10 protein-coding genes are annotated in these 14,077 nt (G+C 47.3%); 5 read left to right on the top strand and 5 right to left on the bottom strand.

What is annotated here, in order from left to right:
* Positions 1 to 188: 188 nt before the first annotated feature.
* From NG792_RS15950 to NG792_RS15935, 4 genes are all read right to left on the bottom strand, one after another.
* Positions 189 to 1,322, bottom strand: a complete 1,134-nt coding sequence (locus NG792_RS15950; RefSeq protein ID WP_261236039.1) for a glycosyltransferase — start codon at positions 1,320 to 1,322, stop codon at positions 189 to 191.
* 335 nt (positions 1,323 to 1,657) lie between these two features.
* Entirely contained in the window at positions 1,658 to 2,809 is a 1,152-nt protein-coding gene (locus NG792_RS15945; protein WP_261236038.1) for an NAD-dependent epimerase/dehydratase family protein, read from the bottom strand.
* A gap of 813 nt (positions 2,810 to 3,622) precedes the next feature.
* The gene (locus NG792_RS15940; RefSeq protein ID WP_261197821.1) at positions 3,623 to 4,219 is read right to left on the bottom strand and encodes a chromophore lyase CpcT/CpeT; all 597 of its coding nucleotides are present in this window, start codon (positions 4,217 to 4,219) and stop codon (positions 3,623 to 3,625) included.
* Between the two features lie 307 nt (positions 4,220 to 4,526).
* Positions 4,527 to 5,882 carry an ATP-binding protein gene (locus tag NG792_RS15935; RefSeq protein WP_261236037.1) on the bottom strand — a complete coding sequence of 452 codons (1,356 nt, stop codon included), beginning with the start codon at positions 5,880 to 5,882 and terminating at the stop codon, positions 4,527 to 4,529.
* Positions 5,883 to 6,185: 303 nt separating this feature from the next.
* On the opposite strand from NG792_RS15935, the gene NG792_RS15930 reads away from it, so the two are divergent.
* The 3 genes from NG792_RS15930 to NG792_RS15920 all read left to right on the top strand — a co-directional run bounded on the left by NG792_RS15930 (position 6,186) and on the right by NG792_RS15920 (position 10,014).
* Positions 6,186 to 6,686 carry a gluconokinase gene (locus tag NG792_RS15930; RefSeq protein WP_261236036.1) on the top strand — a complete coding sequence of 167 codons (501 nt, stop codon included), beginning with the start codon at positions 6,186 to 6,188 and terminating at the stop codon, positions 6,684 to 6,686.
* A gap of 325 nt (positions 6,687 to 7,011) precedes the next feature.
* Complete coding sequence (locus NG792_RS15925) at positions 7,012 to 8,178, top strand: baeRF3 domain-containing protein (RefSeq protein WP_261236035.1); 1,167 nt, start codon at positions 7,012 to 7,014, stop codon at positions 8,176 to 8,178.
* Between the two features lie 192 nt (positions 8,179 to 8,370).
* Positions 8,371 to 10,014: an alkaline phosphatase D family protein gene (locus NG792_RS15920; protein WP_261236034.1), complete on the top strand. Its 1,644-nt coding sequence runs from the start codon at positions 8,371 to 8,373 to the stop codon at positions 10,012 to 10,014.
* A gap of 125 nt (positions 10,015 to 10,139) precedes the next feature.
* Here NG792_RS15920 and mutS read toward each other — a convergent pair whose 3' ends face one another.
* On the bottom strand, positions 10,140 to 12,767 hold the full coding sequence (gene mutS / locus NG792_RS15915) for a DNA mismatch repair protein MutS (RefSeq protein WP_261197865.1): 2,628 nt from the start codon (positions 12,765 to 12,767) through the stop codon (positions 10,140 to 10,142).
* 101 nt (positions 12,768 to 12,868) lie between these two features.
* On the opposite strand from mutS, the gene NG792_RS15910 reads away from it, so the two are divergent.
* Positions 12,869 to 13,090, top strand: a complete 222-nt coding sequence (locus NG792_RS15910; RefSeq protein WP_261236033.1) for a hypothetical protein — start codon at positions 12,869 to 12,871, stop codon at positions 13,088 to 13,090.
* A gap of 30 nt (positions 13,091 to 13,120) precedes the next feature.
* Positions 13,121 to 13,894: an RNA methyltransferase gene (locus NG792_RS15905; RefSeq protein ID WP_261236032.1), complete on the top strand. Its 774-nt coding sequence runs from the start codon at positions 13,121 to 13,123 to the stop codon at positions 13,892 to 13,894.
* Positions 13,895 to 14,077 lie beyond the last annotated feature (183 nt).

The raw sequence follows: 14,077 nt of genomic DNA, 5'->3' as shown, positions 1-14,077 counted from the left end.
TGAGGTTAATTATCCCGCTAACCAATACAGGCATTAGGTTTACGAGATTGTTAAGAAATATGTGAGTAACGCATAGCCAAGACACAGGGGAGGGGACAGGAGATGGAGTTCAAGAAAGGCAAATCATCATGAGCGTAAAAAACCCATCCTCCCCACCTCCCCCATCCTCCCCATCTCCCCCATCTCCGTCAGGCAGCCATAGGCAAACTCCCCGACTCTAAAATGGTTTGATAATAGCGGCGGAGTTGTGCTGTTGCCGCTTGCCATCCCCATTGTTCGGCTTCTTTGCGCGCATTTTGGCGGAGGGATTGGCGTTCGATTTGGTTGGCGAGGAGGCGTTGGGTGGCGGCGATCGCACCATTCTCCTGATCAGGATCAAATAGGTATCCGTTGACCCCATCGGTGACGATATCCAGTATCCCTCCTCTAGCGGCAGCAACGACGGGACAACCGGCTGCCATTGCTTCTAACAGCACTAACCCTAGGGTTTCGGTTCGGGAAGGGAAAATAAAGGCATCGGCAGAGGCGAAGGCGCTGGCTAATTCTTCGCCATGTAAATAGCCGACAAAATGGGTGGGGGTTCCGGCAAAGTGTTGTTCGAGTTGTTGCCGGGTGGGTCCATCGCCGACTAAGGCTAATCTGGCATCGGGAATGGCTTCTAGGACGGGTTTAATGCGATCGATTTCTTTCTCGGCACCGAGTCGTCCCACATACAGCAGCAGGGGACTGTCGGGGTTCCCTTGACTGAGGCGATCGCGCATTTCTCGACTGGCTAAATGAGGTTGAAATAACTCCGTATCCACCCCACGCTGCCACAAATCCACCCGTTCAATGTCATGATTTCGCAATTCTTCCACCATTGCCATTGAGGTGCATAAGTTCAATTCCGCTTGATTATGAGCCGCTTTCAGCAGTTCCCAGAGCAAGGGTTCCAGCACTCCTAACCCATAATGTTGCAAATATTTCGGCAGGTGGGTATGGTAGGAGGCAACTAAGGGAATTTTTAAACTTTTGGCGTAGTAAATTCCCCCGACTCCTAACACAGCAGGGTTGACAACATGAATTAAATCGGGGTTAAAGGCTTCGAGTTTCCGCCGGATAGATGGAGTCGGAAAAGCTAATTTCAGTTCTGGATACAGGGGTAAGGGATACCCAGTAACGCCGTAAACTTCGGCTCCTTTATATTCAGTAATGCCGTAGTCTGGAGAAAAGACGAGGACCTGATCTCCAGCGCGTTGCAGTTGTTCGACGGTGCGGCAAAGTCGGGTGACAATGCCATCAACTTTGGGATAAAAGGTTTCGGTAAAAAGTGCGATTCTCATATCAAATTTTAGTTACACAAGGGTTTGAGGTCAGCCTATGAGCAACTTCAACAGTTTCAATTGATAAATGATACCTAATCCGGTTGATAAAACTCGGGTTTCTGAATTAGCCCGCGCAGGCGGGCTACCCTTCACCGAAGCCGCTAGCGCGTCTACGTCCGTATAGCCCCACCCTTTAGGGTGTGGGTTTTTATAGACTTTGATAACCGAATTCTGTATGATAGTGCGAGATTCTAGCTCTTGTCACTAGGGAGCTAGAATTTCGCACTCCCTTCAGAAAGTTAGAAAGGATATAAAACCCTTTAGTCTCACCAGATGCCGCTAAATAGCAAAGTTTAACGTCGCCAAGATACTTTAGGTAGAATCTGGTTTTTGTCGATTCGGGTCTGGTATTTAACGGCGAAATTCAGCAGAGAATCGAGTAGGGAATCGGATAGATAATGGGGTTGTAAACCTAAATCCAGCAGTTTGGTATTTTTGGCATTAAAGTAATGTTCTTCGAGTTCGACTCTGGGGTTCTCCAGGTGGTCAATCTCAATTTTTAGTCCCATTGCCATCCCTGCTTGTTGCACCTTCGTTGCCAGTTCACCGATGTTGAATAGTTCGGTAAATTGGTTAAAGACGCGGAATTGTCCGGGTTCTGCTGGATTGGCGATCGCCAGTTCCATGCAGCGTACCGTATCCCGAATATCCAAAAATCCTCGGGTTTGTCCGCCTTTGCCATACACCGTCAGGGGATGTCCCACTGCTGCTTGAATGCAGAAGCGATTGAGTGCCGTCCCAAACACGCCATCATAATCGAGGCGGTTGATTAGCATCTCATCCATGCCGGTTTCTTCCGTCAGGACCCCATAGACGACCCCTTGGTTCAAATCTGTGGCACGCAGACCCCAAATTTTGCAAGCAAACTGGATATTGTGACTATCGTGAACTTTACTTAAGTGATAGAAACTTCCCGGTTGCTTTGGATAGGGGAGGGTATCTTTGCGCCCGTTATGCTCAATGGTGATATAGCCTTCTTCAATATCGATATTTGGCGTGCCATATTCGCCCATTGTGCCTAACTTCACCAGATGGCAGTCAGGGAAATCTTCCTTCATGGCATAAAGCAGATTCAGAGTTCCCACCACGTTATTCACTTGAGTGAGAACCGCATGGTCACGATCAATCATCGAGAAGGGGGCCGATCGCTGTTCACCAAAGTGAACAATCGTATCCGGTTCAAACTGATGGAGGGCCTTACTTAAGAAAGCGTAATCAGTGATATCCCCAACGAACAGATCAATAGACTTGCCAGTTAGATCGCGCCAACGCTGCAACCGTTGCTGAATCGGGGCGATCGGTGTTAGGGTTTCAACGCAAAGTTGTGCATCCCAATGCCGACGCACCAAATTATCTAAAATTGCGACTTCGTAACCGTGATTGGATAGGTAAAGCGCAGTTGCCCAACCGCAATAGCCGTCACCGCCAATAACCAGGACTCTCATAGGTAGATGAATCTTGCTTGCCAATACTCGGTAACTCTACCAGGTTTGTGCCACCTGTGGGATATTTCACCCCAGCGACTTGACAGAATTCCGCAAAAAATCTGCATTAAGGAATACCACACCACAAAATCCCATCGCATCCGGTCCCCTCCCCAAGACACAGGGGAGGGTTAGGGTGGGGTTCTTCTGGATTTGCCAGACTTCCGGTCCCCTCCCCTGTGTCTTGGGGAGGGTTAGGGTGGGGTTCTTCTGATGTAACGATCGCCACGTCACGCACTCTTAACGGTTTAAGCGCCTGTATGGAGGCTGGGAAAAGGTCTTTCTACGCGCAAGGGCGATCGCGCTTGCGCGTGAACTCACCACCCACTCATTCATCAGTTGAAACTAAGAAAAAGAAACCACCCCGTCCCTTCGGGACACCCCTCCACAGGAGGTGAATATGCCCCAAAATTCCCCTCCCTTGGAGGGGTGCCCCGGAGGGGCAGGGTGGTCAATTCTAGCTAGTAATCAAGTATTGAGCTATGCTTCTTTACTCAAAAGTATCTGGATCTTCCCAATCAAGAAACCACCCCGTCCCTTCGGGACACCCCTCCAAGGGAGGGGAATATGCCTGTATCCCCCGCCAGATAAAGCGATTGAACAGTGCAAAAATTAATTGGGCCGGGAGAATGAAACAGCCCTACCCCAAGACACAGGGGAGGGGACCGGAAGTGTAGTTAAATCTGAGGTAAATCCCTTTGAACGTAAAAAACCTACTCTTGTAAGCCCCCAATCGGTGAAAATCCGTGAAATCAGTGGTTCCCTTCCCCACTCTCAATTCCCAACCACCTCATCAGCAAAACTCGCTATCCGCTTGTTAAACACAAAAGGACCCGCAACGGAACCCCAAACCATCTCATCGGTATCGGGGTCCAGTCCGCGATCGTGACTGATAAAGACATTTTCATCAATTTCAAAGGTGCTATCCAGATAGGTGGTGCGACCCTTGCGAACCACAATGCAATTTTTGCCCGGTTCGACTTCGCCCTTGAAACTGGATCCAGTCCATTCCGTGATGAAACTGGACCCGGGAATTTTTTCTAGCTTGTCTGGGGTGAGGGATTGCAGAAGCTGGCGATCGCGGGCGGATCCGTAGAAAGAGGCTTCATCCTGGACCTTGTAGTTTTCGATTTCAATGCGATCGCCCTTCGGGACCAACTTCAACACCCGCACCCGATAAGGCTGATCCAGCATATAATCATAAGCCTGCTCTAAATAGAGACTGACCCCATCCAGGAACTCATAAGGCAGGGGCCGCATACAGACCCGAATATGGGCAAAAAACGGCGGATTTTCGATCGCCTGGTCAAAATTGCTAAAATCTGACGCCATCCAACGCGCCAAAGTCAGAATATCAGTGGAATGAGTCATGGAAATTTTACGTTCTTAGAGTCTGGAGAGTTCTGCCTATTTTACGACAGCAGCGAAAGTTCCGCGCCCCCCTTCACTCATTCTCCCCCTAAAGTAACCAAACCCACCCCGTTGATCGCTTCATCCCCAGACTAACCGACGAACCGACAGTAAATCATCAGGTTGTAGACTCTCAATACTAGAAGCTGGAACCGTGACAAAACGGCTAGAGTGGGTAAGTGGTGGAATTGGTTGCTTGCGATCGCCCGAAGGAGTGGGTTTAAATCAGCCCGGTCCTGCTTCATCTAAAAATCAGGATTAGATTGGCTCATGTTTGCAGTTCTTCGGCTTCACTAAGGGCGGGATTGATATCAACCCACACTTCATCACCCTCGCGATATTCAAAGACAAACATAGCGCGGATAAGCATCTGATATCTGGGGTCTTCATTTTTCATGGGTTTAGAGGTTTTTACCTGCCGTAATAACTCCCAGTCTTCATCAAGAATCGCTGCTCTCAAGTCTTCTCTATAGGAAAAAATTACCTTTTCTAAAGCTTCCCGCTTTAGGGGAAAATAGTCTTCTTCCATCACCCAACTCATCAATAAACCATTTAAATTTCGGATATGACCCCCACTCAGGTGGCATAACCGATCTAAGGCTTCAGCATTCTCAAAAACTAGCGGAATTGCCTCTAAACGTTGTTGTTCATCTAAGTCAGGAAATGCTTTAATTAGAACCATTTGTCGTAAGAGTGCCATTCCCTCTTGATGTTCACTGCCATCGCGCGATCGCACCGGCACCATTCGCAAGACTCTCAGTTCACCAAAGTGCTGAGTCAGAATTTCATAATGATTGGAGAATAGGAGGTAGATGGGTAAGGTAAAAACTAGATGACAATTGAGCTTGGTTAGATATTTTCCCTGGGAGATAAACAAATATTCATGTTGCCGCTGCCCCCAGGGTTTTCTCAAATTATCAATTCGGTCTACCCCGTCTATTATTACTACTAATCCATGTTTTCCACGGGCTTTTACTTGGGTGATCATGGGTTCAATTACCTCCTGATTTATTGCCTCTATAAGTTGAGTTTTTTGAGCATCCAAAAATTGCGTCAGTTTTTTGTGATCTAAGGGTTTTTTTATAGAGGTTTTTAAAACTTCGCTAATTCCCAATGACCAAGTAAAAATATCTTTGCCTTTTCCTATTTTTGCTGACGTGGCTTTTGAAATGTTTTCTTTTATTTTCGCAGGATATTCAATATCCAAAATCTGCAAATATTCTTGTAAAAATTTATTAAGTTTTGCCGGTTCCTTAATTTCTATGGCGTCCAAACTTTGCACAATCCGGCAGGCGATCGCCTGCCAGATATCGGGGATAGATACATCTATCATGTTTAACTCTTCATCTGCTACAAAATAAACAACATGAAACCCTTCCACTTCCAGGTCATTTTTTAATCGGAGCAGTTCAGTGGATTTTCCTGAACCGATATAGCCCGTTAATACCGTACAAGTGGGTTCATTCGGTGAATAACTTGTAATTTTTGAATGAATTTTATTCACTTCATTTCCAATAATTTTAGACAAATCAACATAATATTTATGTTTTTCTGAACCAAGGGGATTAACCCGTTGGTTCATGAAATTAATGGCCTTATAAAATTCGATAATATTAAATTCCATTTTAGGGAGTGTTCTAATTTTACTCTGTCCTTTGAGTGGGAAATCACTTTAGGGCTATTTTAAGGCTGAGTTCCGTCTCTCTTGTCTAATGAAAACCATAAATTGGCTAAATTTTTGTGGGGTTGTGACACTTCTGGGACTGGGAGGGTTTATCTTAGGGGTGAAGATGTTTTACAATGATTAAGTTGCACCCACAGGGGGACGCCGTAGCAGGGGAAACCCATAAAAGCGAGATCGCTCTCCACTCAGGAATTGAGAGACACGCCAAAGCAATCACAGTCAGCAAAAAAAGGAGCGTTAACGGTGACCATTGTCATCATCATGGGAGTATCGGGTTCAGGGAAAACCACCGTCGGGAAGCGTCTGGCAGAGGCGTTAGACTGGCAGTTTATCGATGCCGATGATTTACATTCCCCGGAAAATGTGGAGAAAATGAGTCGGGGAATCCCCTTAGATGAGGGCGATCGCCACCCTTGGTTAATGGCAATGCGGCAACAAATCTCCGCTTGGTTACAGCAAGATAAAAATGTGGTGTTAGCTTGTTCGGCTTTGAAGCAATCCTATCGCGAAATTCTGGATTGTCCTTTGGAACCGATCAAGCTGGTTTATTTGAAGGGTTCTCAGGCGGTGATAGAGGAACGAATGCGATCGCGATCGGAGCATTTTATGTCACCGGATTTGCTGAATAGTCAATTTGAGGCTTTAGAAGAACCAACCCCACAAGAGGCGATTCATTTGGATGTCTCTCTACCTATTTCGGAAATTGTGGAACGGATTGTCAGCCTGGTGAAGGGTCCGGCATAAGGGAGTTAGCAAGGGAATCTTTCCCGTCCCATCGGGGCAGCGGCCTCCGGGTTACCCACTGGCAAACCCTGTAAATTGTCTGACTTTTCATCCGATCCCGCTTGTCGCGATCGCTGCTTATGTATGGTAAATTTTTACAATTTATACCCTCAATCTTCTATCAAAAGAAAGAGGGCAAATCACCAGTTTTTAGATGGAATGAAAATAGACCTTGGGAAAATTCAGCCCAGGCGTTTGACTATTATTTCCAGCCGTGACTACAATTCTAGCCGGTTGCGGTGGATTTTTAGTTAAGTTTACACTGTCATAATCGGAGCCTGAATTTATGGATTTTTTATCTAAAAGTGACCTTAAAACTTTATTAGAGCATCACGAACAACCCTCCGTATCTCTTTATATGCCCACGGTAAAGGTGGGTTCTGAAACTCAGCAAAATCCGATTCGCTTTAAGAATTTAATGAAGGAGGCAGAATCCAAGCTGGAAGAGATAGGGATTCGGCTTTCGGATGCCTCCGAGTGGTTGGAACAAGCCAAAAAGCTGGATGAGTTAAAGTTTTGGGAACACCAAGAACTGGGTCTGGCAATTTTCATTTCTCCCACAGCCTTTCACTACTATTGTCTCCCGATTGAGGTGGATGAAATTGTGGTGGTTAGCGATCGCTTCCACCTCAAACCCCTCCTTCCCTTGGTCAACAAAAACGGACGCTATTTTATCTTAGCCCTCAGTCAAGATAATGTCCGTCTGATTGAAGCAACACAATTCAGTGCGCGGGAAATTCATGTAGAAAATATCCCCGAAAATATCGACCAAGCACTGATGTATGATGAATTCAGTAACACCCAATTCCGAATTTTCACATCGAGCGGGGGAACCCGGAACCCGGCACCGGAAGCGGGGGCTTATCACGGACAGGGTAGCCCGGATGTGGATAAGATTTACCTGGATATTTTGCAATATTTTTATCAGGTGGATAAGGGGATTTTCGATCGCCTCAAAGATGAGGATGCACCCCTGGTTTTGGCCGGGGTGGAGTATCTGTTACCGCTGTATTATCAGGCCAACTCTTATCAGCATTTGCTCGCCGATGGCATGACAGGCAATCCGAAAATGCTCAAACCGGAAGAATTGCAAACCCTCACTTGGGAGATTGTTCAGCCGTATTTTGAGCAATCCTATACAGAGGCGGTACAACGCTACTATGACCTCAGTGGTGCTCAACCGGAGAAAACCGTAACCGACCTGGAGGAAATTGTTTCTGCGGCCTATTATCAACGTCTGGATTCTCTATTTGTGGCCTCGGATTACCATCAATGGGGACAGTTCAATCCGGAAACAAATACAGTAGAAATTCATGAGGAAGCTCAACCGGATGATGAGGACCTGTTAGATTTTGCGGCGGTTTATACGGCGCTGAATGGGGGGACGGTGTATGTGGAACCCCAGGAGAAAATGCCCGGAGAGGGTGCGGTTGCCGCGATCGCCCGCTTTTAAGCGACCCCAACCCCATCAGAATGGCGATCACGGACAATAAATCCCGAAAAGATGAGATGCCTGAGATCCGCAGTCTGATTGGAGAATCCCGATAAAGGCAATCCGAACTCCCCAGGGGTGAATCCAGTGTCTCCATTGCCTAGATAATAGAATTGTCCTTCCCTATCCGTGCAATGGAGACCAGAAACCGTCATGAATCGCCCTCTGAAGTTTTATGATCCCGAACAACGTCCTTGGCCGAATTCACCCTTAGAGCAAACCAGTATTATCGGTCATACGACCCCCACAACGGTGCGTTTGTGGTTCCGGGTTGGTGAACCAGGGGAATACTGGTTAGTGGTTTCTACCCGTCCCATTCCCACTCAGGGGATTCCCTTATTGATTTTAGGCGATCGCCGTGAATACCAGTTACGCTTGACCACTCCCACTCATACGGTAGAATTTTTCCCGGACATCGTTCTCCCCCTCTCACTTACCCTCGAAACCGACCTCACCGGCGTGATGGAACTGATGAATCTCACGCCGGATACTCGCTATTACTATGCGTTATTTGACCCAAATCGCGATTCTCCTTGGGAGTTGGGACATGACGAACTCCTGTGCTTTCAGACCTTTCCGGAACATCCGAAAACCATTAATTTTGGCATTTATAGTTGTCATATGCCTTACGAAGGGCGGCAGCTTGCCAGTATGGAAATGTGGGACCAATTTGAGCAAGAACTCTCCAAGGTGAATGCCCGATTTGTGTTAGCAACCGGAGATCAAGTCTATGTCGATGGCAACTCTGACTTGAGTATCTGGGAATGGTTGCGCAAGGTCAAATCTCAGAACCCGACTCGCGAGGATATGATTTCCTGGTATCGGGATATTTTTCGGGGATACTGGGGAATTCCCCAAGTGCAACGCATTTATCGCCGCTTTCCCACTTATATGATCTGGGATGATCATGAAATTCTAGATGGATGGGGTTCTTATACTCCAGATGAACTAGCAGGATTGCTAGATACCTCCTGGCAACTGCGAAATAAATCGCAACAATTGCACTTTGCCGAGGAAATGTTTGAAGCGGCCAGACGGGTTTATTGGGAATATGAACATTGTCATAATCCGGAGACTGATTTTGTTAATAAGCAGTTTGATTATGGATTTGATTGCGGACGCTGTGGGTTTTATGTCCTTGATATGCGCGGAAATCGCAATTACAATCGCCCACACCATCGCACGTTAGGATTAGAACAGTGGAGTCGGTTTCAAAAGTGGATGGCCTGTCAGTATGAATCCGATGCCCAGGCTTTATTTATTGTATCTCCTGTCCCGGTGGTTCATTTAAGTAGCTTTGTGATTAACAAAATAGACTTAACTTTGTTTGGATATCAAGATGATCAACGGGACCATTGGGAACATCACAGCAATTGGGATGAGCGGAATAATTTGTTAAAGTTGGTGTTTGAGCTTTCCCAAGAGACGCAGCGACCCGTTATTTTTATTAGTGGGGATGTTCATATTGGGGCGGCTTTTAAACTGTCTCATCCAGATTTTCCCGGGGCTAAAGTATTTCAAGTAACTTCTAGTGGGATTGCTTATGCCCATTTGAAAGCACTGGAACGGCGGATTTTGGAAATGTTAGTTAAAGAGGAAGGAGATTTAGGCGATCGCCCCGGGAATATTCCCTACCATTTTGAGAACCTAGCCATCTGTCGTTATAATAATTTTGGAATTCTTCGGGTTACGGAAAAAGAAGCGGAAGGGATGGAAGTGTGCTTTGATTTGTTTGGGGGACAGCGAGATGAAAATGGATGGCTTACTTTGTTTAAAACCACTATAAATCTGGAATGAAGTGGCAACCCCTCCAGTTCCCTCCCCTTACTAAGGTCCGGGTTAGGGTGGGGTTCTTCCAGTTCCCTCCCCTAATTCTTGGTCCGGGTTAGGGTGGGGTTCTTCCCCTAAAACCCGAACCCTGTTTAAAAATCAAACATATCTAATTGTTCGGTGGATTCCGAGGAATTTTCTCTCTCTTTCTTGGCCCCTTTGCGGAGTCCTACAGCAATTTTACTATGCTTTTCAATCTGACTCATGACCTCTTTTGCTCGTTGAATCACCACGGGGGGTAACCCGGCTAACCTTCCTGCTTCTATGCCGTAAGAACGGTCCGCACCTCCGGGTTGGACTTGATGTAAAAATACGATTTCCTCGGCTAATTCCCGAACGGTGACTTGATAGTTAGCAACATTCGAGAGGATAGAGGCAAGTTCATTCATTTCATGATAATGGGTAGCAAAAATGGTGCGAGAGCGAATTTCGGTGGCTAAATATTCGGCAACAGACCAAGCAATAGATAATCCATCAAAGGTGGCGGTTCCTCGGCCAATTTCATCGAGTAAAACTAGAGATTTAGGAGAGGCATGATTGAGGATATTAGCGGTTTCATTCATTTCTACCATAAAGGTAGATTGACCTGTGGCCAAATCATCTACGGCGCCAACTCGGGTGAAGATGCGATCGCAGATTCCTAAAGTGGCGGAAGTTGCTGGAATAAAACTACCCGTTTGCGCCAATAACTGAATTAATCCTACCTGCCGTAAATAGCAACTTTTTCCACTTGCATTCGGTCCGGTTAAAATAATTAAATCCGGCGCAAGGCGATGATCACTTTCAGATTTGCCCGGGTCTTCGGCATTCCCCAAGCGAGTGGAATTCGGTACAAATAACCCGGCTGGAATGGAATATTCTACGACGGGATGACGACCATTTGTAATTCTCAGTTCTCGATTTTCCACCATTTCAGGACGGCAATATCCCCGGTCGATCGCAATTTCTGCCAACCCCGCTAACACATCGATCGCCGCAACTGCTTTTGCCACATTGCGAATCATTGCCGCATATTCTCCCACCTGCGATCGCAACTGCACGAAGATCTCATATTCTAATTTATTCAAATCTTCCTGTGCCGTCAGAATCCTTGATTCTCTTTCTTTTAATTCAGGAGTAATATACCGTTCTTCATTGGTCAAAGTTTGCCGACGCACATAATCGGACGGCGCTTGTTCGCTTTTGGATCGCGAAATACTGATATAATATCCAAAGGTCTTATTGTACCCCACTTTTAACGTAGAAATTCCCGTGCGTTCCCGTTCCCGGACTTCCAAATTCGCCAACCATTGTTGATCCCCTTCAACCAGCGATCGCATCTCATCCAGCGCCTCATAAACATGGGGACGAATCAACCCCCCATCGGTTAAATGTAGCGGCGGTGATTCCACAATCGCCCGCTTCAAACGAACCGCCAAGCTTTCTAGTTCCGAGGGCACTTGCTGTAAGGGTTTCAAATAGGGTGAATCCCCTTGCTGTGCCAAAACGGAGAGTTCCGGCAATTTCGCTAAAGAATCGGCTAAAGCAACTAAATCCCGAGCATTTGCAGTTCCTGAACCGGCGCGAACTGTGAGGCGTTCAATGTCATAGATTTCTGATAACAACTTTTGAATTTCTTCGCGCAGTTCGGTTTTGTGGACCAATTCCTCTATCGTATCTTGTCGCGATCGAATCCCTTTGATTTGTAGCAAGGGTTGCAAAATCCAACGCCGTAATGCTCTCCCACCCATCGCTGTTTTTGTGCGGTCGATCGCCCATAACAACGACCCATAAAATGTCCCATCCCGCACAGTCTGCGTAATTTCTAAATTGCGGCGAGTTTGAGCATCGACAATTAAATAATCGGCTAACGTATAACTGCGAACCAATTGCAGGGGAATGCGATTTTCCTTTTGCGTCGCTTCCAGATATTCTAATAAACCCCCTGCTGCACGCACCGCTAAAGGGAGATTTTCACATCCTACCCCTTCCAGACTGCGGAGTTTGAAATACTGGAGAATCCGCTGCCGCGCTTCAACCAAGGTAAAGGTTTTTTGCGATCGCAGAGAATAGCAAAAGCAGGAGGGAAGATACTCCGAGAGATGGTGAGACTTTTCCCCGGGGCGCAACAATGTACCAATATCCGGTGCATTGGTCGGGACTAGCACTTCCGACGGTTGCAGACGCATTAACTCTTGTGCGAGATGTTCTAAATCTTCCGCTTGGGTAGTGAAAAATTCCCCAGTGGAAATATCTGTATAAGCCAATCCCCACTGATTTCCCGCCATCACGACTGCGGCTAAAAAGTTATTTGTGCGCGCTTTGAGCATTCCATCTTCTAGGAGTGTACCCGGGGTAATCACCCGGGTGACTTCCCGCCGGACTAACCCTTTTGCTTCTGCCGCATCTTCCACTTGATCGCACACGGCGACAGCGTAGCCTTTTTCCACCAATTGCATAGCATACCGTTCTAAGGCATGATGGGGTACTCCCGTCATGGGGACTCGTCCCACATCTCCCCCTTGTTTGCTAGTGAGAACTAATTCCAGTTCTCGCGCCACCACGATCGCATCCTGGAAAAAGGTTTCAAAGAAATCCCCCACACGATACAACAGCAGAGAATGGGGATATTGATCCTTGATCTCCGCATAATGCCGATACATCGCCGAGAGGCGATCGCGATCGAGTTCTCGATAGTCAGCATTGGTAATATGGGTCTGGGTAGTTTTAATCCCAGTCATATCAGTCGGGGTAGATGCAGAAGGACGATCGCTCATGGGTTTATCCAGAATCCAAACACAGGGCAAGCCATTGGGCTGTTTATAGATAATAAACTGCTGCTATGCCCGATGTTCTAAAAACTTGCGAAATCTCCCATCGCTTACCCTTCGAGGCGATCGCCACAGATTGGAGTCTCCCTCAGTTGCATTGGGTCCCCGATTCCTCTATAATCCACAGTTTCAGCCCCAATCCGGTACTCGTAGCTCGTCTGCAAAAACCCGCACCCTCAAGGGTCTGGCTCCACGGACAAAGCCCGCCTGCGCGGGCTAGAAGAGTAAAGTAGAGAAGCATCCCCACCCTGATCATTCCCACCATGAGTGAAAGCGCATTAGCCAGAATTCGGATCGTGCTCGTAGAACCTGCTGGCCCCTTGAACGTGGGTTCAGTGGCCCGAGTCATGAAAAATATGGGGTTGTCTCAGTTAGTCCTGGTGAATCCCCAGTGCGATCGCCAAGATGAATGGGCGATTAAAATGGCCGTACATGGGGCAGATATTTTAGAAGCGGCCCAAATTGTCAACGAACTGCCACAGGCCCTCGTGGGATGTCAACGGGCGATCGCAACCACCGGGCGTTCCCGGTCCTTACCCACCGACTTAGAAACCCCCCGAGTCGCCCTCCCTTGGCTATTAGAAACCCCCTCCGCCTTAATTTTTGGCAGGGAAGACCGAGGATTGAGCAACGATGAACTTAACTACGCCCAGCGATTCGTGCAAATTCCCGCCAGTCCCGAGTATCCTTCCTTAAACTTGGCCCAATCCGTCGCCGTTTGCGCCGCCGAACTGTACCAACAGGCGACTGGACTTGCAGAAGACAACACTAACAACCCATCCCCCTTCATCAGCGCCACTTCCAGCATTCCCACCGCCTCCCTAGAGGAATTAGAGGGATATTATCAACAGTTAGAACGATTGTTGTTAGAAATTGGGTATCTTTATCCTCATACTGCGCCCCGGAGACTGGAAAAATTCCGAAGGTTGTACAATCGCGCTCAATTATCAACTCAAGAAGTCGCCATGTTGCGGGGAATCTTGACACAAATGGAGTGGGCATTGTCGCAAGGAGCAGGGGTTGGTGATACGCTATAAGCGTTATCGCCCTTGAACAGAGAAATTCTCAAGCAACCCGGTTTCTGCCCCGGAGTTTCTGCCCAGGTTATCCGCGCGATCGCCAAAAGAGTACCTTAAGGGGTTACGATTGACGGTGCTGCGGGCAAAGCTGATCCTAAGAAATAGGACTTAGGGGCTGGGTTAGCCGAACAAGCAGCAAGA

Origin of the sequence: Laspinema olomoucense D3b (assembly GCF_025370785.1) — a bacterium.
GTDB lineage: Bacteria > Cyanobacteriota > Cyanobacteriia > Cyanobacteriales > Laspinemataceae > Laspinema > Laspinema olomoucense.
The sequence above is the reverse complement of the archived record's forward strand: the minus strand, read 5'-3'. Positions and strand labels throughout refer to the sequence as shown.

Excerpts from the sequence above, each read along its gene's own strand:
- NG792_RS15905 (WP_261236032.1), top strand. The coding sequence starts at position 13,121 with ATGAGTGAAAGCGCATTAGCCAGAATTCGGATCGTGCTCGTAGAACCT.
- NG792_RS15935 (WP_261236037.1), bottom strand. The coding sequence starts at position 5,882 with ATGGAATTTAATATTATCGAATTTTATAAGGCCATTAATTTCATGAAC.
- NG792_RS15925 (WP_261236035.1), top strand. The coding sequence starts at position 7,012 with ATGGATTTTTTATCTAAAAGTGACCTTAAAACTTTATTAGAGCATCAC.
- NG792_RS15940 (WP_261197821.1), bottom strand. The coding sequence starts at position 4,219 with ATGACTCATTCCACTGATATTCTGACTTTGGCGCGTTGGATGGCGTCA.
- NG792_RS15920 (WP_261236034.1), top strand. The coding sequence starts at position 8,371 with ATGAATCGCCCTCTGAAGTTTTATGATCCCGAACAACGTCCTTGGCCG.
- NG792_RS15950 (WP_261236039.1), bottom strand. The coding sequence starts at position 1,322 with ATGAGAATCGCACTTTTTACCGAAACCTTTTATCCCAAAGTTGATGGC.
- NG792_RS15910 (WP_261236033.1), top strand. The coding sequence starts at position 12,869 with ATGCCCGATGTTCTAAAAACTTGCGAAATCTCCCATCGCTTACCCTTC.
- NG792_RS15945 (WP_261236038.1), bottom strand. The coding sequence starts at position 2,809 with ATGAGAGTCCTGGTTATTGGCGGTGACGGCTATTGCGGTTGGGCAACT.
- mutS (WP_261197865.1), bottom strand. The coding sequence starts at position 12,767 with ATGACTGGGATTAAAACTACCCAGACCCATATTACCAATGCTGACTAT.